The organism is Amycolatopsis panacis, from assembly GCF_003600245.1.
Taxonomy (GTDB): domain Bacteria; phylum Actinomycetota; class Actinomycetes; order Mycobacteriales; family Pseudonocardiaceae; genus Amycolatopsis; species Amycolatopsis sulphurea.
The window spans coordinates 1-20,966 of the sequence record NZ_QZFV01000078.1 but is presented as its reverse complement, the minus strand read 5'-3'; the positions used below and the strand labels follow the sequence as shown (position 1 = coordinate 20,966).

The window sequence follows — 20,966 nt, the reverse complement described above, 5'->3', positions numbered from 1 at the left end:
GTGATCGGTGCCCAGGATCCCTCTGCTCGCAACCCGGCCCCCAGAGCAGCGCGCCGCTCACCCGTCCAGCAACGCACGGACCGTCGCTGCCTCGTGTGCGCCGATCCGGGACAGGTCCGCCCACGCCTTCTCCCACGCCGCGCGGGCGCCCGGCAGGTCGCCGGCCGCGGCCAGGTGGCGGCCCAGGCTGAGTACGGACTTTCCGCGCCACCGAGGGTCGCCTGAGGCGTCGAGGTAGGCCACGCCCAGGTCCAGGTGGGCGCGTCCGGTCGCTGGGTCGCCCAAGGCGAGGTGGATGTCGCCGAGCAGGACTTCCGCGCGGGGACCACCTCACCGTCGCGCTGGACCCGGCCACCGGCAAGACGCTCTGGACACGCAAGGCCTACAGCGGCGCAAGCGTCCACGGGGACACGCTGGTCGGCGTCGACTACACCACGGCCGAGAGTTACAAGGTCCAGGCCCTCGCGCTCGACGTCGTGACCGGGCAGCAGAAATGGATCGTCCAGTCCTCCCGTTCGCTCGCCTTCGTGTCCGCGGACCCCGCCCTGGTCGTGATCAAGCAGAAGAACAATGAGCACGGCGACTCGTTCCTGGTGTTCCTGGACCCCGCCACCGGCGCCGAGAAGGCCAGGCTCGCCGGCCCGCAGAGCGTCTTCGGTTCCTCTCCCGACTACGGGGACTGCTTCTACGACGAGCAGTCCGCGCTGATCTGCGGCTCGGACGGCGTGCTGACCGGCTATGACGCCGCGACCGGGCAGAAGCTCTGGAGCCTGCCGGACAAGGCCACCAACCGCGTCGCGCCCGACGTCACGGTCGCCTGGCACGGCCTCCTCTACGGCGATACCCAGGGCGGCAAGCCGATCGCGCTCGACGCCAAGACCGGCAAGGACGTGTCCACTGAGGTCGGTGTCACGCCGTGGTGGGTGAGCAAGTACGCGGCCATCGGTGTTTCCGACAGCGGCGAGCCCATGGCCTACCCCGTCACGAAGTAGCGGCGTGAAAGCGAGTCGAGGCTGAACGCCGCGTTCAGCCTCGACTCGCGGTCCGCGGGCACCCGCGTCAGTGGGGCTGGGTGAGGTCTCCGGGGCGGAAGGCGCCGACGGTGGCCTCGACCGGCGCGTCGAGTTCGGCTTTGTGCGTCCGGGGATAGCTCCAGCGGATGCGGGCGAGCGAGCCCGGCCCGGTGTAACCGCGTTCGTAGAAGATCTGACCGCTGGAGTCGTAGCCGGAGATGGCGTACGTGGTCCCTTCGACCTGTTGATGGGTCACCTGGCCGCCCTTGGCGGCGGTGTCCCGCGCCGTCTCGCCGAGGATGTCCTGCGCGGTCCGGGAGATGTTGCTGCCCCACACGGTGAGCGTCGCACCCAAGCCGGCGTTGGTGTACTGGATGCCCTCACCGTTCGCCGGGCGATACGGGGCGGCGGCGTAGCCTTCGGGCACGAGCGTGCTGAAACCGAAGCGGGGATCGGTATACGTCTTCCCGCTCGGCCGGGGCGGAGCCGACGACGAAGGCGGCTGCCGGTCGAGCATCGTCAGCAGTTGCGGCTGGAGGAGGTCCTCGGCCTCGGCATAGGGGAGTGTCACCGTTTCCTGTCCGGACGCCATGTCGCACCCGAGTTCGTACCACTTGATCACGAAATCGACCCCGGTCGTGGTGAACCCGATGTCCGCGCGCGGCACGTGGTCGCCACCGCCGGGACGCTTGGCCGCGTCGATGGAGACCTGGTCGCCCCCGTAACTGCCGATGGCCGGCGTGCGGCAGAAGCCGTTTCCGGTGTGGGGGCTCAGCCGGGAGGTCAGCGTGTCCATTCCGGACGCTGTGCGGATCCCGGGCCGGAACACGTCCTGTGGCCCGAGCACCTTGCCGGTGGCCAGGTCGACGGTGACCGTCTCGGCGAACTGCCAGCTCGAATGCGCGATCACGGCCGAGTCGAGCGTGTGCTCGTAGCGGACGGACAGCAGGCGCGGCGTCTGCAGCAGCACTTTCGCCGTCGTGTTCGCCTTCAGTACGTCACCCCGGTCCCGCACCATGCCCAGGATGTCGCGGTCCGCCAGTTCTTGCCGCAGGCTCTGCAGCCGCTTGTCGATGGGTGCGCGCAGCGTGCCGTTGAGGCGTTGTTGCGCCGCGGCGTCCGCGTGGCCGGAAACCTGGGGATACTGCAGCGAGTAGGTGATGGGCAGCGCGGAATCCTGCCCGGCCGCCGTCTGCATCGTGACGGACAGCGCGGCTTGCGGTGGCGGGTCGTCGTTGCCGGAGAAGATCCAGAGCCCGCCGGTGACCAAGGCGGCGATCGCGAGGACCGCGACGAGGATCTTGCCCACGGTCGCCGCCACCACGCCCGTTCCGGTTGTGCCCGCCGCGGTGACCGGTGCGGCGGCAACGCCCCCGGTGGCCAGCAGCGCGAGTGGAGTCAGCGCGGTCAGGGCGCCGACCGCGGTGGCGAGCCGCTTCCAGCCGCGCCGCTCCCAGTCCTTTCCATACGCTGCGCGGGCGGTCGCTTCGAGTTCGGCCACGAACGCCTCCGCGCCGGCCGGCCGCCACGCCGGATCCTTGGCCATGCCCCGGGCGATGAGCGGACGCAGTTGCCCGGGCACGGCGTCGAGCGGCACGAAGGCACGCTCGTGCAGGGACCGGAGCTGCTCGGTGGTCTCGGCTTCGAACGGCAGATGTCCGGTGATGCACTGGAAGAACACCGCCGTCGCCGCGTACACATCGGTCGCGGGGATGCCCGGCCGGCCCGCCCACTGCTCCGGGGCCATATAGGACGGCGAGCCCGCCGTCAGTCCGCTTTGGCCGTCCAATGTGGCCAGACCGAAGTCCACCAGCTTCGACTCGCCCTCGCGGGAGACCAGCACGTTGCCGGGTTTGTAGTCGCGGTGCACGACCCCGGCCCCGTGCGCCGCGGCGAGCCCGAGCAGCGAGCCTTTCAGGATCGCCAGCGCCGACTCCGGCGCCAGCGTCTTCTCCGCGGCCAGCAACGCTCGCAGCGACACTCCCGGGACGGCCTCCATCACCAGGGCCGCGCCCTGCGGCGCTTCGATGAACTCGAACAGCCGCACCACGTGCGGGCTCACGACCCCGTGCAGCAGCCACGCTTCCCGCCGGAACCCGTCCAGGATCCGTGCCTCGGTCAGAAACTCACCATGCAGGTACTTGATTGCGACAAGCCGTCCCGAGCCCTCGTGCTTCGCGAGCACGACCCGGCCGAACCCGCCGGTGCCGAGTACGTCGACCTCGCTGAATCCCGGCACCTGCCACGTTGCGCTCACAGCGCATCATCAGATCACCAACCGGGGACCCGTGCCACCGAAAAGGACGATCTCGCCTAGCAATCGCCTCACACTCGCTTGTGCTCCGGATCGCGCGCGCGGCCGGGCAGCAGCCCGGCGTCGTAGAGGCGGTCGCGGGCCGAGGTGATCGCCTCGGGCGTGGTGGCGTACACGCGGCCGTCCTCGCGCAGCCGGTCGATCACGCCGACCGCGTCCAGCGCCCGTTCGTGACCCGGGCGGATGCCGGACAGCAGCACGGTGATGCCGCGGTGTTCCAGGCGCTCGATCGCGTCTCGCAGAACCAGCGCGCCGGTGCCGTCGACCGCCGACACCCGCGACATCCGCAGGATCACGACACGGACGTCGGCGACTTCGGACAGTTCCAGCAGGAACTGGTGCGCCGCGGCGAACAGCAGTGGCCCGTCCAGGCGGTAGGCCACGATGTGCTCGGCCAGCAGCGCCTGCTCTTCTTCGTGGTGGTCGCCCACCTCCAGCGGGACTTCCTGGACCCGGGCGGCGCGGGCGACCGCGCGCAGTGCCAGTGCCCCGGCGACCACCAGGCCGACGATGACGGCGGTGACCAGGTCCAGCGCCAGCGTCGCCGCGGCGGTCAGCGCCAGGACCAGCGCGTCCCCGCGTCCGGCGCGGATCAGTGCGCGGACCGACCCGGCCTCGATCATGCGGATCGCGGTGGCCAGCAGCACTCCGGCCAGTGCGGCCAAGGGAATCCGGCTGACCAGGGGCGCGGCGATCAGGACGATCAGCGCGAGCACGACGGCGTGGGTGAAGGCCGCGAGCCGGGAGCGCGCGCCGGAGCGGACGTTGACGGCGGTGCGGGCGATCGCGGCCGTGGCGGGGACTCCGCCGAACAACGGCGTGACAACGTTGGCCAAGCCCTGCCCGAACAGTTCGCGGTCGGGGTCGTGGCGTTCGTTGACGCTCATCGCGTCGGCCACGGTGGCCGACAGCAGGCTCTCCAGGGCGGCCAGGGCCGCGACAGCGACCGCAGAGGGCGCCAGCGTACCCAGATCGCCCAGGTGCAGGAAGGTCAGTGACGGTGCGGGCAGCCCGGCGGGCAGCGCCCCGATGCGTGTCACGGGCAGCGACGCCACCGCCGTGACGATCGTTGCCAGGGCAACCGCGATCAGCGAGAACGGGATCGCCGGCCGCCACCGCGCGCCGAGCAGCATCACCGCCGCGACCCCCACGGCCAGCCCGATCGCCGGCCAGTTCGGGTGGTCGGCGAAGGCCTCGAGCGCGCGGGCGGCGACCACCACGACCTTCTCGCCTTCGGGCGTCGGGACGCCGAGCGCGGCGGGGACCTGCTGGAGGGCGATCACCCCGGCGATGCCCAGCGTGAAGCCCTCGACAACCGGGGCCGGCACGTACCGCATGTACCGGCCGGCCTTGGCCACGGCGAGCACGATCAGCAGCAGCCCCGCCAGCAGCCCGACGGTGAGCACGCCGCCGGGGCCGTAGGTGTGCACAATCGGCACCAGCACCACGGTCATCGCGCCGGTCGGCCCGGACACCTGCAGGTTCGACCCGCCGAAGACCGCGGCCAGGACCCCCGCCACGATCGCGGTGACCAGCCCCGCTTCCGCCCCCAGGCCCGAGGACACGCCGAACCCCAGCGCGAGCGGCAACGCCACGATGGCCACGGTCACCCCGGCCACCAGATCCCGCCGCGGCGAGCGCCGCACCGTGTGCCAGTCCGCCCGCGAGGGCAGGAGCCCGCGCACCCGCCCTGCCACCGCCCGACGTCCACGGGGTGATGCCGCGGTCATCGGGCCGCCCCGTCCGGCGTCGCGGGGCCGTTTGCCGTGGTCAGGCCGGCGCCGCGCTCGACGGCCTCGGCCGCGCGGGGGACCGCTCTCTGTGCCTGTGCCGCTCGTGCGCTCGACCCGGCCACGAAAGCACCCACGGCTCACTCCTTACTTGCCACAAACCTTGCTTGACAATGTAATAAATTTCGCAACTCCTTAACTATCGGGGGTGGGCGTGGGACTGCTCACACCCGCCCCGGGTGGAACGGGCGTCGGCGGGGGAACGACCGTGGCGCGGCTGCCGCAGCCGGTGCGGACGCCGGCGAACCGAATGAAGCGCTCGGCCTTATCAGCGCGGTCTGGGGCATCGGAAAGATCGTCTGGTGCCTCTTCGCGCGGTACGGTCCGCCGCGGTGATCGTCGTCGGAGTCTGTCGTGAACGGCCGGAGGAATTCTCGAAGTGCCCACCAAGGAATCCGACGAGGTCAAGGTGCGGCTGGGAAGTCGCTTCCACCGGCTCTTCGGCGCCACGCTCGTGTCGGCGATCGGCACAGGCATGCACGCCGCCGCGTTGCCTCTGCTGGCGCTGCAGAGCACCAGCAGCCCGGTGGCGCTGGGCTTCGTCACCATCGCCGCCGAGATTCCCTGGGTGCTGTTCTCGCTGCACGCCGGTGTCGTGGTGGACCGGCTGGACCGTCGGCGGGTGATGGTGGGGGCCGATCTGGGCCGGTTCGCCGTCCTGGTCGGGCTCGCGGTGCTGATTCTGGCCGCGCAGGTGAACCTGGCATGGCTGGTAACTGCGGCATTCCTGCTGGGTACGGGCCAGGTCTTCTTCGACATCGCCGCGCAGTCGGCCATTCCCGGCCTTGTGTCGCGGGATCCGCGGAGTCTGGCGACAGCGAACGGGCGGATCGTCGCGGCGGAGAGCAACGGTGAGGATTTCGCGGGGCCTCCGCTCGGCTCCGCGCTGTTCGGCGTGGGGACTTTCCTGCCATTCCTCGGCAACGCTCTCTCGTTCGCCGCCAGCGGCCTGCTGATCTTCTCGATCCGGACCGACGTCCGGGCGAAGGAAGTGTCGCGCAAGAGCGTGCGGAGCGAGATCGTCGAGGGCGTTCGGTGGTTGTTCGGGAACCGGACCCTGCGGGCGTTGGCGACACGGGTCCGTTTACCTACTGTGGTGCGGCAGCCGGTGTTGGACTCGTATGGCCGGTTGTCGAGGGTGCCGGATACGGGTGAGTTGGAGAAGATCGACGTCCAGTGGGCGGACAACCGGAAGGTAATCGACCGGGTGGGTGCCTGTCTGGGTGTGGAGTTGCAGGATGGGTTGTCGGCGTGGAAGTGGGGGGTGCGTCGGCCGGGGTGGGAGCGGTTGCTGGAGCGGGTGGAGTCGGGTGCGTCGGACGGGATTGTGGTCTGGCACACCGATCGCCTGTTCCGGCAGCCGCGTGACCTGGAAACGTTGATTGAGCTGGGTGAGCGCGGGTTCAAGGTGTATTCCGCCCATGGTGAGCGGGACCTGGCCGATCCGGACGACCGGTTCATCCTGCGGATCGAGGTCGCGCACGCGGCCCGCTCGTCGGACGACACCTCCCGGCGGCTCAAGCGGCGGTTCGCGACGTATCGGGAACAGGGCAAGGACACCGGGGGCAAGCGCCGGTTCGGGTTCCCGGGCCGGGACACCCGGTGGGAGCCGGGGCCGGGTGAGACGAACGCGGATCGGCCCCATGTCAGCGCTGAGCAGGTCGAGCGGGCGGGAGGACGAGGTGATGCGGAAGCTACGACGACCGTGCGGCCACTCCTGAGAGGCGTAACGACCGTTGGCGACGGCATTAAATAGCCCTCTGACCAGCGGGTGATAAGCGCAGCCGGCGGCTAATCACCGGGGCGGTCGCCCTTGGTCAAGGCGGCGGGATGCGCGCTCATCGCCGCCCCTGTGCCCCCGTCCCTGCGTACCGCCTGTCCAGCCGTCACCAGATGAACAAACCTCGCTAGAACCTCTCTCCCGCTGGTTGCCGGTGGAAGCACATGTGGCCCAGCTCACGGCGGGTGCGGACGCTCACAGGGGCAATCTCTGCATTGAGCGGACAGTTTGTCGCCGAGTGGCTACTGTCGGTGCGAAGCTAGACGCCCACGGTTTGCGTGTAAGGGGAGGCTGTAGTGGCAGGGCAGGACGGCGCGTTGAACGCCGCGAAATTCGTCGTAGCCGACGCGGGAAGCGGAGGCGCCTCCGGCGGCGGGTCGGCTGGCGGCGCTTTCACGCTTGACCGGGACGCCATGACAACCGAACTCGGCAATCTCCGCAAATTGCGGGGACGAATCCAAGACCAGCTGAGTGCTGCAGCTCCCATGTGGTCGATTCAATCTCCGGGCAACGATCCAGCTTCTCTGCGCAACACCGACGCCTGCAACAAGTCCGGCCTTGCCTATAGGGATTCCCTGGTTCGACAGCGCGACTTCGTTGGCATCTTCATTGAAAAGATCGAAAAGGCGCTCGGATTACACGAAACAAACGATGAGCAAGCTGCGCATACCGTGAATGCCAAGGGTGATGGAGGCCGCTTCTGATGGCGGGGGTCTCCAGGTTTGGCGGTGTTGCGGCATTGCTCGTCGTCACGTGCGCGATGGCAGCGTGTTCAACAACCACGGCCGGTATACCTGAGCCAGGTGCGACGTCGTCGCCAGCAAGTGCCGACCCAGCGGTCCCGAAGGTCGATCACCCTCTGCCCTCGTCGCTCATACAGGGTGATCCATGCGCCGTCCTTACCTCTGCACAGGTCGATAGTCTATTCTCGAACACACCCACGCGTAGTCCGCAAAAGGATACTGGGGTCGCCAAATTCTGTTCTTGGCACGATCTCGAACGTGGCTCGCAGGTCGCGATTCAGCTGGTGTATGCGTGGAAGCGCGGCCTCACCGACGTATACGCAACTCAGGGGCGGGGCGGGTTATTCAAAGTACTGGCCCCGGTTCAGGGTTATCCAGTGGTGGCTTACGGTCCGCGCGACGACCGCTCAAAGGGGTCATGTGGCGTCGCAGTGGGAATTGCGGACAACGCGGCTTTTGAAGCCGACGCAACGGTTGCCAGCTCTGCAGTAGGTACGGGCGATCCGTGCGAAGACGCGCGGAAGGTTGCGAATTTGGCGGTCACGACGTTGAAGGGGACCGCGTGATGTCTGGTGGTCCTGCTGAGGGTTTGAAGTTGTGGATGGAGTTGCAGCAGAAGGAGGGCAAGCTGATTCTGCCTGGTGAGCTTGTGCGTCGGGTGAAGAACGGTCCAGGTCTGGGCAGTTTGGGGCATGCCCAACAGGTGAGCATGTCGCAGGCTTCGGAGCAGCAGGGGATCGAGTCGGATACGAGGGCGATCGTGGCCCGGTTGGAAGCTGCGTGGTCCGGGCAGAGTGGCGACGCGGCCCGGGGCGGGCTGCAGCCGCTGGCTGACGTGTCGATCTCGTCATCGTCGGCGCTGGGCGCAGGCCAGAACACGCTGACAGATCAGAGTCATGCGTTCCAGTCCGCTCGTGACTCGTTGCAGGAGGTGTCCGACTTTCCTCCGACGCGGGATATCGTCGACCGGGCGACCCCGTGGGACACCGACGCTGAAGACCAGATCAACCAGCGCAACGCGGCAGTCGAGCAGAACAAGCGGATCTATCAGGGCTTTACTTCGACCAGCGATGGGCACGCGCAGGTCATGCCGACCAAGTACGGCCAAATGCCAGATGCGCAAGGTGACTTCACGGTCGGGAACCCATCTACCGCAGCAAATCAGCAGGCGACGAGCGGTGGGCACTCGACGTTCCAGCCTCACTCGCCCGGCCAGGATGGTCGGCCACAGCAGCCTGGCCAGGGCAGTTCGTTCGTCTCGCCGCCCGCGCCGGGCCAAGGCGGAAGCAGTCACGGGCCGGTCGGCACGCAGGTACCTGCTGCGCGGGGAATCGGCGGCGACGGCACGCACTCGGCGGGCTTTGTCCCTCCAACTCCGCCCGGCGCGGGTGGTGGTGACCCGACGCGATTGACGCCTGTCGGTCCGGGCGGGGGCGGGTCGTCCTACGGTCTCGGGACCGGACCTGGTGCGGGTTCTGGCTTCGGCGGCGGTTTCGCCGGTGGCGTGCCCGGTTCGGGAGAACGGGGGACCGGTGGACGAGGACCGGGGACGCCCGGGGCAGGTCCGCGTGCTGGCAGCCCTGGTGGGCCGGGACGGTCGACGGGTTCGGGCCGGTTCGGCGCGGCGGAGGAGCCAGTGTCACGGGGCGGGGCAGGCGCGGCCGGTGCGCGTGGCGCGAACGGCATGCCGATGGGTGCCGCTGGGGCCGGGAAGGCCAGCAAGGAGGAGGACAAGGAGAAGAAGTCCGCCTCGTATCTGCTGGAACCGGACCCGAACGCGTTGTTCGGCTACGACGGTAAAGCCGTCCCGCCGGTGATCGGCAAGTAGCGGGCTACCGCGCATGCTCATTGAGGAACCGGTGACGGTGCCGCGCGTGGCGCTGGCCAGGGCGTGGGAGTGGGAACAGATCGGTGCGGCGCATCCCGTGCTCGGTGTGGTCGAGTGGTGGATGGAGGACGGTGCCGCACGCACGTTCGATGATCTGGTGCGGCAAGTCCTGGCCGAGCCAGGGTTCTACGACTTGCGTCGGCAGCGGCTGACCGGGGATTTCCGTGACGTGCTGTGGGGAATCTCGACTGCGGACGCGGAGTGCTACCGCCTCTCCGGTGCTCGGGACGGACACACTTCCGCCGCGTTGGCGGTCCTGACCGGACGCGCAGGGTTGCTGATCACTGTGGACGATGACCGGGCCACCTTGGTGCGCATTCCGGCCAGGCGGTTGTGTCGTGCGGTTGTTGACACCTTGCCGAACGCCCGTCCGGCCGCGATCGGAGAGATCAAGGTACCTCGCGCGGAGTACGGCGCGGGGCCGGTGTCCGAGTCCTACGACTTGGACACGACCAGCGATTACACCGCCCCCGACGGGGCCGAGCAGGTCCGCGCGTTGATGGCCGCACCCCGCAGCGCGATGCACCAGTTCTACGTGGCCAGCCGCGCGCGCCGGAAACGCTCGTCAAGCTACCCACTGACTGCGGTGGACACGGTCGACCACGGCCGGGTCCTGACGATGCTTCAGAACGGCAGCGACGGTCACGACATCATCTCCTGCGGGCCAGGCAGCCGCGACTACATCACCTCTGCCCTTGACAACACGATGCGCGGACTGGACGACTGACCTCAGCAGCCAGGCATGCTTACCCGAGCAAGGCGCGCTAGCCGCCGCAACTAGCGCGCCAAGCCGGATTTCCGGAGCAACCGAGCCTGTGGGAACGGCTGCGGGCTCAACCCGCTGGAACAGCCAGGCGACTTCCTGCACATCACAAGTAGGTAAACAATCCAGCTGTCGCCTTGGCGACGGTCACCTGTCTCAGCAACGTCGCTGTCACGGCTCAGTTCGCGATGCTCGCGCTGCTGGCCAAGGAGGTTCTCGAACTTCCGGATTTCGGTTTCGGCCTGTTGCTGACGGCCACCGCGGTCGGCTCGACGGCCGGGGGACTGGCCGCCGCAGCCGCCAGCAGGCGATTCGGTCCCGGTGCGGTGATGCTCGCGGGCAAAGCCGGCGTGGGTGTGGCCATTCTGGTTCTGGGACTTGTCGCCGATGCGTGGGTCGCGGCCGCGATGATGATGGCGACCGGTGCGCTGATGACGGCGGAGAAAGTCGTGGTGAGCACCTTGCGCCAGCGGATCGTGCCGGAGGAACTCCTGGGACGGGTGCTTTCCGCCAGCAGGATGGTGGTCATGATCGGCGGGCCGGCCGGTGCGGCACTCGGCGGTGTGCTCGCCGGCTCGTTCGGGGTTCAGGTCTCGTTCGCCGTCGCCGGTGTCTTTCTCATCCTGGTGGCGCTGGTCTTCTCGCCCGTGCTGAACAACCGTGCTCTGGCGACTGCGGCATCCGGGTAGATGAGAGTATTTCTCAGTTTGTGGTGTGGGGCTCGGGAATCAGGGACAACGGTCCCCGATGAGTGTCCCTCGAATCGGTTGATTACGGCGACGGTCCGGGTGGGGATCCCTGTGCCCCAAGGGAGTTACGCGGCGCCTCGCTGGGATGGCCGCATGTCACTGAGGATGTGCGGGTTCGCGGCATTCGGGAATGGTCGATTCGGGAAATGCGGGATCGAGCGGAATAATCCGATGGTGCGACGGCGGTGCGATTATCGGTATCCGGCCTTCGGGAATTGGTGATTCGGGTGAATCTGCCGTGGGCGCCTCGACAGGCGACCGGCGCCGCGGGCAGCATCCGAGTGTGCCCAACAAGATCGCGATCGTCGGTGCGGCGTGCCGGTTTCCCGGTGGGGCTGCCGATCTGGACGGCCTGTGGGCGTTGCTGTCCGAGGGGCGCGAGGCCGTCGGCCCGCCACCGCCGGACCGGTTCGATCTGGCGCAATACCAGGACACCAACCAGATGCGGCCGGGCAAGTCCTACACCTTCGCGGGCGGCTACCTCGACGATGTCGCCGGGTTCGACGCGGACTTTTTCGGGATCAGTCCGCGCGAGGCGCTGAACATCGACCCGCAGCAGCGGCTGCTGCTGGAACTCGGGACGGAGGCGCTGGATGACGCCGGTATCGATCCGCGGTCGCTGGCGGGATCGGACACCGGGGTGTTCGTCGGGGCCTCCGTGATGGACTACGCGGGGCAGATGATGGTGCCGCCGTCGATGATCGGACCGTACTCGAATTCCGGGCTGGCGCTGTCCAATACGGCGAACCGGTTGTCGTATCAGCTCGATCTGTGCGGGCCGAGCCTGAAGGTGGACACCGCGTGTGCGTCGGCGCTGAACGCCGTCCATCTGGCGTGCGAGCATCTGCGGCACGGCGGGGGCCGGGTCGCGTTCGCGGCGGGGGTGAACATCCTGCTCAGCCCGATGTCGTTCATCGGGTTCGCCAAGGCCGGTTTTCTGTCGCCGACCGGGCATTGCCGTCCGTTCTCGGCCAACGCCGACGGGTACGTCCGTGCCGAGGGCGCGGGGTTGCTGGTCCTCAAGCGGCTGGCCGACGCGGTCGCCGACGGCGACCGGGTGCACGCCGTGATCGAGGGCTCGGGCACCAACAGCGACGGGCACACGAACGGGCTGGTGCTGCCGAGCGGCGAGGCGCAGGAAGCCTTGCTCCGGGAGGTGTACGAGCGGTTCGCGCTCGATCCGGACGACCTCGCGTACGTCGAGGCGCACGGGACGGGGACACCGATCGGCGACCCCGCCGAGTGCCGCGCGATCGGGCAGGCGCTGGGCCAGCGTCGGACGGGCGCGCCGTTGCCGGTCGGATCGGTCAAGGCGAACCTGGGGCATCTGGAGCCCGCGTCGGGAATGGCGGGGCTGTGCAAGGCGATGCTGGTGCTGCGGCACCGGGAGATACCGCCGACGCCGCACGCGAGTCCACGCAGCACGGAGATCGATTTCGACGGCCTGGCCCTGACCCCGGTGGAACAGGCACGGCCGGTCGGCGCCGGCCGGCTGGTGGGGGTCAGTTCGTTCGGCTTCGGCGGGACGAACGTGCATGTGGTGCTGGCCGCGCCGCCCGCCCCGCCGCCGAGCGCGCCGGGCGGGTCGCCGGTGCCGGTCGTGGTGTCCGCGCACACCGAGTCGGGGCTGGCCGAAGCGGTGTCCCGCATGGACGCGCGGCTGAAGGACTGTCCGGATTTCCCGGATCTGGCCTACACCAGCTGGCTGCGCCGGGGCCGCCACGCATACCGGCGCGTGGTCCTTGCCGCCACCGCGGAGCAGGCACGGAGCCGTCTGGCCGGCAAGGTCGCGCCGCAACGCGGTACCGAGCGGGGCCGGGTGGCGTTCGTCTTCTCCGGGCACGGGTCGACGTGGCCGGGCATGGCCGTCGATCTGCTCGACGCCGACCCGGTGTTCGCCAGGACCATCGGCGAGATCGACGCCGAGCTGGAGTCCGCGGCGGGGTGGCGGGTGGCCGACGAACTGCGCGCTGCCGAGCCACGGCTGCAGGACACCAGGGTGGTTCAGCCGGTTCTGTTCGCGGTGCAGGCAGGCCTCGCCGCGACGTTGGCTGGGCACGGCGTGGTACCGGAGGCGGTGTACGGGCACAGCGTCGGCGAGATCGCCGCCGCGTTCGTCTCGGGCGTGTACGACGTCGACGAGGCCGTGCGGCTGGTGGTCGCCCGCAGCCAGGCCCAGGCGAGCACGGCGGGCACCGGCACCATGGCTGCGGTCAACCTCGCCTCAGCCGAGGTCGCGGAGCTGCTCGCGCGCTACGACGGGCGCGTGGAGATCGCCGGCGTCAACAGCGCCACCGACGTCACGGTCGCCGGTCCCCGAGAGGACCTGCGGGATCTGGCCGATCGGCTCGCCGAACGCGAGGTTTTCTGCCGGGTGCTGGACCTCGATTATCCGTTCCACAGCGCGGCGATGGACCCGCTGTGGCCCGCGTTGCCGACGGCGCTGGCCGACCTGACGCCCAAGCCGTCTTCGGTCGAGTTCGTCTCCACGGTCACCGGCCGGCCGCTGGAGGGCGATCGGCTGGACGCGGAGTACTGGTGGCGCAATGTCCGCGAGCCGGTCCGGTTCGCCGCCGCGACCGATCACCTGGTGAGCACCGGGTACGACACGATCATCGAGATCGGGCCACGCCCGGTGCTGCAGACCTACCTGAAGCGGGCCGCGAAGGACGACGCCGTGCTCGCGGTACTGCCGACGCTGACCATGACCGCCCCCGGGCCGCAGGCCCTGCGTACGACGATCGAGTCCGTGCTGGCGGCGGGCGGGGTGGGGCTCGGCGAGGATTATTTCCCGCACCGTGGCCGGGTGGTGTCCCTGCCCGCGTACCCGTGGCAGCGCGAGCGTTTCTTCCAGGGCGACCGCTACAGCTGGAGCAGCGTGACCGGTGCGCCCGACCACGTGCTGCTCGGCACCCGTGCCATGGTCTCCGACCCGACCTGGCATTCGACCGTGGATCCCGCGCGGTTGCCCTGGCTGACCGGGCACCGGGCGCTCGGGACGCCCATCATGCCCGCGGTCGGATACCTCGAAATGGGCTGGGCCGCCGGCCGGCTCGCCCTGGACGGGCCGGTGGAGGTGCACGAACTCCAGATCCTCAAACCGCTGCCCGCGCCGGACGACGAGGACGTGCTGCCGGTGCTCCAAGTGTCACTGTCCGAAGAGGACGGTGTGCTCCGGGTGGCGACCCGGGCCGCGGACGGCGCGCTGTGGCAGACCCACGCGCGGGCCCGGGTGCGGCGCCGGGTGGCACCCGCGCCGCCGCCGCTGGATCTGGCGGCGTTGCGTGCCAGGTTCGCCGAGGACGGCGAACACGTCGACCACGCCACGCACTACGCCGACTGCGAACGGCTCGGCCTCGGCTACGGGCCGGAATTCCTGGTGATCACCCAGCTCTGGTCGCACGGAATGGAGATCCTGGCCGAGGTGGACGGCAGCCACCTGGATTTCACCGGCTTCCACGCGCATCCCGCCTGGACCGACGCGGCGCCGCAGCTGGCGGTGCAGCTCGGCCGGCTGGTCGCGGACCTCGTCTCGACCGAACATGCCTACCTGCCCATCGGGATCGGCACGGCGCGGCTGTGGTCCGAGCCCACGGCGACCGGCGCCGTCCACTGGCGCTGTCGCACCGTCTCGGACATCTCGGCCACTGCCGACATCACCATCACCGACGACGCCGGCACCGTCCTGGTCGAGCTGCTTGACGTCCGCTACGTGCGGATCACCCTGCCTGGCCGGCACACCGTCCAGCGGCAGCGGGTCGAGCTTCGCGCCGCCGCGCGTGGCCCCGCCCCACGAGGGAAGGTGGTTTACGCGCCGCCACAGGTCACGGTCCGGGTCGATCCGCGCCATGCGGAGTTCAGGCCACGACGTGTGGCGGCGACGGCCGCGTACGCGGCACGTGCGTTCGCGACCATCCTCGGCGATGCCGGTGCGTTCTTCACCGAGGACTTGTTCGCGGCCGGTGTGCGGCCGGAATTCACCCAGCTCCTCGACCTGCTGATGAACTTGGCCGCCGAGCACGGTCACCTGCAGTGGTGCGGTGAGTTCCAAGGCCGGTCCCGGTGGCTGTTACGGCCCGGCGCCGACCCCGCGTTCGCCGCCCTGATCACCGACTTTCCGGAGTTCGTCCCCGAACTCACCCTGTTCGGGCGCTGCGGGCTGCACCTGGCCGAGCTGCTGCGCGGCGAGCGGAAGGCGTGGGACATCGTCGTTCCGCCGCACGGCAGCGACAGCTTCGCCCACTTCCTCGGCCTGTCACCGATCCTGCGTCCCTACCACCAGGCCGTGGCCGAACTGCTCCGCCCGCTCGTGGACGCGTGGCCCGCCGACCGTCCACTGAGGATCCTGGAACTCGGTGCCCGTACCGGAGAGCTGACCGCCGAGGTGCTGCCGCTGCTGCCGCCGGAGCGCACCCAGTACCTGTTCACCGACGTCCTGCCGTCCTTCCTCACGCCCGCGGCGGCCCGGTTCGCCGCGTACGACTGGGTCGAGTACCGGGCGCTTGACCTGGACGCGCCGGACATCGAGCCCGGCAGCTTCGATGTGGTGATCGCCGGAAACGCGCTGCACCCGGTCAAGGACGTGCGGGCAGCGCTGGCCGCGATCTCCGACATGCTCGCCGACCACGGACGGCTGCTCGTCGTCGAGACCCACGACGCGCCGTGGATGGCGCTGCTGTTCGGTGTGGTCCCCGAGTACTGGTCGATGACCGATCGGCGATCCCCTCTGCTGACCGTGCAGGAGTGCCGGGAACTCCTTGCCGACGCGGGCTTTCTCCAGACACGGACCTGGTCGGAGGAGGGACCGTGCTCGGTGACGACGGCCACGCGCCCGGCCAGGACGGCGTCGCTGCCGCCACCGCAGCCCGCCACGCTGGGGGGCCGGGTGCTGGTCGTCGCGGAGAACGAGACCGAGGCCGGGCAGGCCGACACCCTGACCACCAGCCTGACGGAGCTGGGCGCCGACGCGGTCCGCGTCGCGCAGGACACCGGTCCCGACGGCTGGTTCACCGCGCCCGCGACCGACGTGGTGTTCCTGCTCGCCAACGCCGGAACCGACCCGGCCGACGCCGTCGCGGCGACCAGCCGCCGGTTCGAGTTCGCCCGAAGTCTCGCGGTCAGCGTCGCCCAGCTGCCCGCCGACACGACGGTGCGATTGTGGGTGATCAGCCGTCCCAGCGGCGTCAACCCCGCCCCGGAACGGCCGATCGCCCCGGTCGACGCGGCGTTCTGGGGTGCCACGCGCACGGTCGCCGCCGAATGCGGCACGCTGGGGCTGCGGCGGATCTCGCGGGAACGCGAGGTACCGATCGAGGACGTCGCCCGGGAAATACTGGACCCCGCCGCCGAGGACGAGGTGGTGCTCACCCGATCGGGTCGGTTCGTTCCCCGCCTTGGCGATCTGCGCCCCCGCCTGGAGGCGGACCCGTCCACTCCGTACCGGCTGGTCGTGGCGGACAAGGGAGCGTCGTACCGATTGGCGTGGGAAGCCGCGACGGCACCGGAGCCCGGCCCGGGCGAGGTGGTGGTCAACGTCCGCGCGACCGGGATCAACTATCGCGATCCGCTGATCGCGATCGGGATGCTGCCGGACTGGGTCGTGGCGGACGGGATCGCCGGCACCCGGCTCGGCCTGGAAGGCGCGGGTGTGGTCACCGCCGTCGGGCCGGACGTGACCCGGGTCCGCCCGGGCGACGAGGTCGCGGGCATGTTCCCCGGAACGTTCGACTCGCACGTGGTCGTCGACGAGGACCTGGTGGGAAAGATCCCGGCCGGGATCGGGTTCCTCGTCGCCGGCGGCGCGCTGATGGCGTTCGTCAGCGCCCAGTACGGCCTGATCCACCTCGCCCGGCTCGCACGGGGCGAGGTGGTGCTGGTGCACGGCGCGGCGGGCGGCGTCGGGCTGGCGGCACTCGAGAGTGCCCGCGTCGCCGGTGCCACGACCATCGCCACGGCGGGGACCGAGGAGAAGCGGGACTTCCTGCGGCTGCTGGGGGTCGAGCACGTCTTCGACTCCCGCAGCCTCGGCTTCGCCGCCGACGTGCTCGCGGCCACCGGAGGGCGGGGCGTCGACGTGGTGCTCAACTCGCTCGGCGGCGCGTTCATCGGCCGCAGCCTCGAAGTACTGCGCTTCGGCGGCCGGTTCGTCGAGCTGGGCAAGCGCGACATCTTCAGCGACCGGAACATCTCGCTGTACCCGTTCCGGAACAACATCAGCTACTTCGCGGTGGACGTCGATCAGCTGGGCCGGCATCGGCACGAGCTGGTACGCGGAGACTACGAACAGCTGGCCCGGAATGCCATCAGTACCTATCGGATGATTCCGCACCGGGCGTTCCCGGCCGGCCAGATCACCGAGGCGTTCCGGTCGATCCAGCATTCCCGCCACATCGGCAAGCTGATCGTCGACCACGCGCAGCGGCCACCGGTGCAGCAGGCGCCGCCGCCGGTCCCTGCGTTCGACCCGGACGGCACCTACCTGATCACCGGCGGCGCGAGCGGTATCGGCGCCGAGATCGCGCGCTGGCTGGCCGATCGCGGCGCGCGCCACCTCGCGCTGGTCAACCGCCGCGGCACGGACGTTCCCGGCGCCGTCGAACTCGTCGCCGAGCTGGCCGCGCACGGCGTCGAGGCGTCCGTGCATGCGGCCGACTGCACCGACGAATCCGCGATGCGGGCGGTGGTGGAAGCGATCGACGGCGCCCCGCTCCGGGGCGTCGTGCACGCGGCGATGGTGCTCGACGACGTCCTGATCTCCGACTTGACCCCCGAACGGTTCCAGGCGGTACTCGCGCCGAAGATGGCCGGCGCGCTGGTCCTCGACCGCGTCACCCGCGGCCATGACCTCGACCTGTTCCTGATGTTCTCCTCGGCCACCGCGCTGTTCGGCAACGCCGGGCAGGCCGCCTACTGCGCGGGAAACCTGTTCCTGGAAGCGTTCGCCCGCGCCCGCCGGGCCCGGGGGCTGGCCGGGCAGACGATCGCGTGGGGTGTGCTCGGCGAAGCCGGATACGTCGCGCGGAACGAGGAAGTCGCGCGGACCATGGTCCGCAGCGGCCAGGCGTTCCTGCCGCTGCGCCAGGTCCGGCAGGCACTGGACGAACTGGTCGGCGGCCCGGATGTCGCGGTGGTCTGGAGCCACGACGGGGAATTCCTGCGCAGGCTCTTCCCGCACTTGCGCAGCCCGCGGCTGGGCGAACTCGTCGGCGACGAGTGCACCGAGCGCGACGAGTACGACGACCTGGCCGAGACCCTTCGCCGCGCGTCGACCGAGGAGGCGATCGCGATCACCGCCGACACGATCGTCTCGACGCTCGCGGATGTGCTCAGCGTCGATCCGGAGCGGATCGATCGCAACCGGCCGCTGGACCAGCTCGGCGTGGATTCGCTGATGGCCGCCGAACTGCTCAGCAAAATGCGGCGCCGCATCGGGCGGGAGATTCCGGTCATGCGGCTGATCGCCAGCACCGGAATCGACGACCTGGCCCGCTCGCTGGTCACCTACTTCAAGGCCGAGGAGTCACCGTGACACCGATGTCCACCGCCATCCGGCATTTTCCGCTCTACATCGGCGGTGAACGGATCGATACCGAGGAACGGGCCTACGGCCTGAGCGTCCGCACGGTCCTGGACCCCGGCAGCCCCGACACGGTGCGGCTGCTGCACTTGCTGCGTGAGGGCAGTGAAGAGGAACTGCACGCGAATCCCCACGTGCTGTGCTCGGCCGCGCTGGCGGCACCGGAACACGGACAGGACGCGCTCCGCGCCGCCGCGGCGGCGGTACCGCGGCTGCGGGAGATCCCGCTGGAGGCCCGGATCGGCTGCGTCGAGGACCTGCACCAGGCCTTCCTGGACCATCGCGAGGAACTCTCGCACATCCTGCGGATGGAAGGCTGCCCGAAGCGACTGGCCGAGGCACAGTCGCACGTGCTGCTCGACCTCGTGCGGCCGGAGAGCCTGGCGCACGCGCGGTCCTTGCTGCGCCAGGAGATCACCACGCCCCGGCACACGATCGTGTTGCAGCGCCAGCCCGACGGCGTGGTCTGCATCGACCCACCGGCCAACACCCCGGGCACCGGGCTAATCGCCGCGCTCGCCCTGCTGGCGGGGAACGCGCTGGTCATCCGCGTACCGCGAAGCTGCGCCGGCTCGTTGAGCTACGCCCTCCACGAGATCCTCATCCCGGTGCTCGAAGCACACGGCCTCCCGGCCGGCGCGCTCAATGTGCTCTGCGGCGACTACGAGGTGCTGATGGAGCAGTGGCTGGAGAGCCCCCTGGTGAACTCCATCTACTACTTCGGCTCCAGCGAGCGCGGTCTCGCCCTCGAACGCAAGTGCGTGGCGCTGGGGAAAAAGGCGATCCTGGAACTCTCCGGCAACGACGGCGTGCTGGTGTGGGAGGACGCCGACCTCGACCACGCCACCGCGGCGCTGGTGGAGTCGTTCTACGGTTCCGGTCAGGGCTGCATCATCCCGAAATACGCCATCGCCCACCCGGCCATCGCCGACCGGCTTCTCGATCGGCTCCGTGCTGCCGCGTCGGCGTTGCGCCCCGGCGACCCCGAGCGTTCCGACACGGTGCTCAGCCCCGTCCTGCGCGCGACCGCGTTCCACCGCTGCCTGAGGGAGTCACTGGCCGCGGGGGCGGTGAAGATCTGCGGCGGCATCCAGATCGATCTGCGCGGCGAACCCGATCCGCAGGGGCTGTTCATCGAACCGACCGTGGTGCGCGTCGACGGCTTCGAACAGGCGGAGAACGTCGCGGCGGTCCGTGAGGAGACCTTCTTCCCGCTGCTGTCGGTGGTCGTGCCCGACGACGCCCCCGACTTGCTCGACCGCTGCATCGCGTTCCTCAACGCCAACAAGTACGGATTGCGCAACTCGCTGTGGACCGAAGACCCGAAGGTGATCGAACGCTTTTCCGTCGCCGTGGCCAACGGCGGACTGCTCAAGGTCAACGACTCGCACGTGGGCCATGTCAGCTGCCTGCCCGACTTCGGCGGCACCGGCCACAGCGGCGGTACCCACGGCGAACTCGCCTACCCGTTCCTGCGCACCAGCCGTCTGCAAGCGGTCGCGACCGCGACCTCCCGCACACACCCCTGGGAGGCCGCGGTCGGCGCGCCTTCCACGGAGTACTAGGCAACGCTCGGCAGATACGGCAACGGCCACACGAGGCCGTTCGCGGAAGCGGTGAACACGATGTCCTTCGGGGTGAACAGCGCGATCCCGAAGGCCTTGGTGAACGCGTCCACGCCCTCCTGGGTGGGCGTCACCGGGATATCGCTGGCCGTCATCTTCACAGGCTGGCTCGGCACCCCCGGCTCGATCGCCAGCTGCACCTTGCTCGGGTCGGTCGAATACAGCGGCACCTCGCCCAGCCACTGATCGTTCACCTTCAGGAACGCGTAAATCTTGCCGTCCGGCACTGAGCCGCGGATGCCCGCGATCTCCATCCGCGCCTTCGAGTTGGTCAGGACGGCACCACCGCGGGCGCGGCCCGAACCCTTCAACGGCCGCCCTGTCGTCGTACTGAGCAGATCGACCGTACCTGTGCCGTACTCGGGTTTCGTCTGGATGCCGACCACGGTCTTCTTGCCGGTTCCACCCATGACGGCGGTGGCCGGAGGGACCGCCTGCAGCACAATCTGCTCCTTCGCGAGCTGCTTGAGCGCGGAATCGGTCACCTGGAGCGTGCCGGAGCCATCAAGGTAAGTGAACGTCTGCTCGCCCAGCTTCGTGACCGCATCGCGGCCAGGCGTCGAGAAGAGAGACGTCGCCATTGCTCCACTGGCAAATATACGTCGAATGATCGCCATACACCCAGTGTCCGCCATTCTGCCGGATTTCCACCACAATTACCTCGAACGAAGGAGCCTGCCCACCCACCCACCCGGTGTGGCTGTGAAGGTTCCCTTCACGGCCTC

13 protein-coding genes and 1 pseudogene are annotated in these 20,966 nt (G+C 69.5%); 9 read left to right on the top strand and 5 right to left on the bottom strand.

The window, feature by feature from the left end:
• Positions 1 to 57: 57 nt before the first annotated feature.
• Positions 58 to 285 carry a hypothetical protein gene (locus D5S19_RS13800; RefSeq protein WP_120023746.1) on the bottom strand — a complete coding sequence of 76 codons (228 nt, stop codon included), beginning with the start codon at positions 283 to 285 and terminating at the stop codon, positions 58 to 60.
• Positions 259 to 315, bottom strand: a pseudogene (locus D5S19_RS33565) (hypothetical protein); the annotation flags it as partial. The gene D5S19_RS13800 and the pseudogene D5S19_RS33565, both read right to left, overlap by 27 nt.
• Positions 316 to 341: 26 nt before the next feature.
• On the opposite strand from D5S19_RS33565, the gene D5S19_RS13795 reads away from it, so the two are divergent.
• Positions 342 to 992 (top strand): outer membrane protein assembly factor BamB family protein, encoded by a 651-nt coding sequence (locus D5S19_RS13795; protein ID WP_233573890.1) that lies wholly within the window; start codon positions 342 to 344, stop codon positions 990 to 992.
• 67 nt (positions 993 to 1,059) lie between these two features.
• Here the strand turns inward: D5S19_RS13795 and D5S19_RS13790 are convergent, their stop codons facing one another.
• On the bottom strand, positions 1,060 to 3,270 hold the full coding sequence (locus tag D5S19_RS13790; RefSeq protein ID WP_120023744.1) for a protein kinase domain-containing protein: 2,211 nt from the start codon (positions 3,268 to 3,270) through the stop codon (positions 1,060 to 1,062).
• Between the two features lie 68 nt (positions 3,271 to 3,338).
• The gene (locus D5S19_RS13785; RefSeq protein ID WP_120023743.1) at positions 3,339 to 5,057 is read right to left on the bottom strand and encodes a SulP family inorganic anion transporter; all 1,719 of its coding nucleotides are present in this window, start codon (positions 5,055 to 5,057) and stop codon (positions 3,339 to 3,341) included.
• 439 nt (positions 5,058 to 5,496) lie between these two features.
• Here D5S19_RS13785 and D5S19_RS33125 point away from each other — a divergent pair, with 439 nt between their 5' ends.
• The 8 genes from D5S19_RS33125 (at position 5,497) to D5S19_RS13745 (ending at position 20,181) form a co-directional block, all read left to right on the top strand.
• Positions 5,497 to 6,873 (top strand): MFS transporter, encoded by a 1,377-nt coding sequence (locus D5S19_RS33125; protein ID WP_233573885.1) that lies wholly within the window; start codon positions 5,497 to 5,499, stop codon positions 6,871 to 6,873.
• 320 nt (positions 6,874 to 7,193) lie between these two features.
• Positions 7,194 to 7,601: a hypothetical protein gene (locus tag D5S19_RS31670; protein WP_147397387.1), complete on the top strand. Its 408-nt coding sequence runs from the start codon at positions 7,194 to 7,196 to the stop codon at positions 7,599 to 7,601.
• Positions 7,601 to 8,206: a DUF3558 domain-containing protein gene (locus D5S19_RS34140; RefSeq protein ID WP_120023742.1), complete on the top strand. Its 606-nt coding sequence runs from the start codon at positions 7,601 to 7,603 to the stop codon at positions 8,204 to 8,206. The genes D5S19_RS31670 and D5S19_RS34140 overlap by 1 nt, the downstream gene beginning before the upstream one ends.
• 1,070 nt (positions 8,207 to 9,276) lie before the next feature.
• Positions 9,277 to 9,468, top strand: a complete 192-nt coding sequence (locus tag D5S19_RS13765) for a hypothetical protein (RefSeq protein WP_120023741.1) — start codon at positions 9,277 to 9,279, stop codon at positions 9,466 to 9,468.
• A gap of 13 nt (positions 9,469 to 9,481) precedes the next feature.
• On the top strand, positions 9,482 to 10,255 hold the full coding sequence (locus D5S19_RS13760) for an ESX secretion-associated protein EspG (RefSeq protein WP_120023740.1): 774 nt from the start codon (positions 9,482 to 9,484) through the stop codon (positions 10,253 to 10,255).
• A gap of 173 nt (positions 10,256 to 10,428) precedes the next feature.
• On the top strand, positions 10,429 to 10,980 hold the full coding sequence (locus D5S19_RS13755) for an MFS transporter (RefSeq protein WP_233573884.1): 552 nt from the start codon (positions 10,429 to 10,431) through the stop codon (positions 10,978 to 10,980).
• 343 nt (positions 10,981 to 11,323) lie between these two features.
• Complete coding sequence (locus tag D5S19_RS13750) at positions 11,324 to 18,568, top strand: type I polyketide synthase (RefSeq protein ID WP_158605529.1); 7,245 nt, start codon at positions 11,324 to 11,326, stop codon at positions 18,566 to 18,568.
• A gap of 5 nt (positions 18,569 to 18,573) precedes the next feature.
• Entirely contained in the window at positions 18,574 to 20,181 is a 1,608-nt protein-coding gene (locus D5S19_RS13745; RefSeq protein WP_147397386.1) for an aldehyde dehydrogenase family protein, read from the top strand.
• Here the strand turns inward: D5S19_RS13745 and D5S19_RS13740 are convergent.
• Positions 20,178 to 20,822, bottom strand: a complete 645-nt coding sequence (locus D5S19_RS13740; protein WP_120023737.1) for a hypothetical protein — start codon at positions 20,820 to 20,822, stop codon at positions 20,178 to 20,180. The two genes, D5S19_RS13745 and D5S19_RS13740, sit on opposite strands and share 4 nt — an antisense overlap.
• Positions 20,823 to 20,966 lie beyond the last annotated feature (144 nt).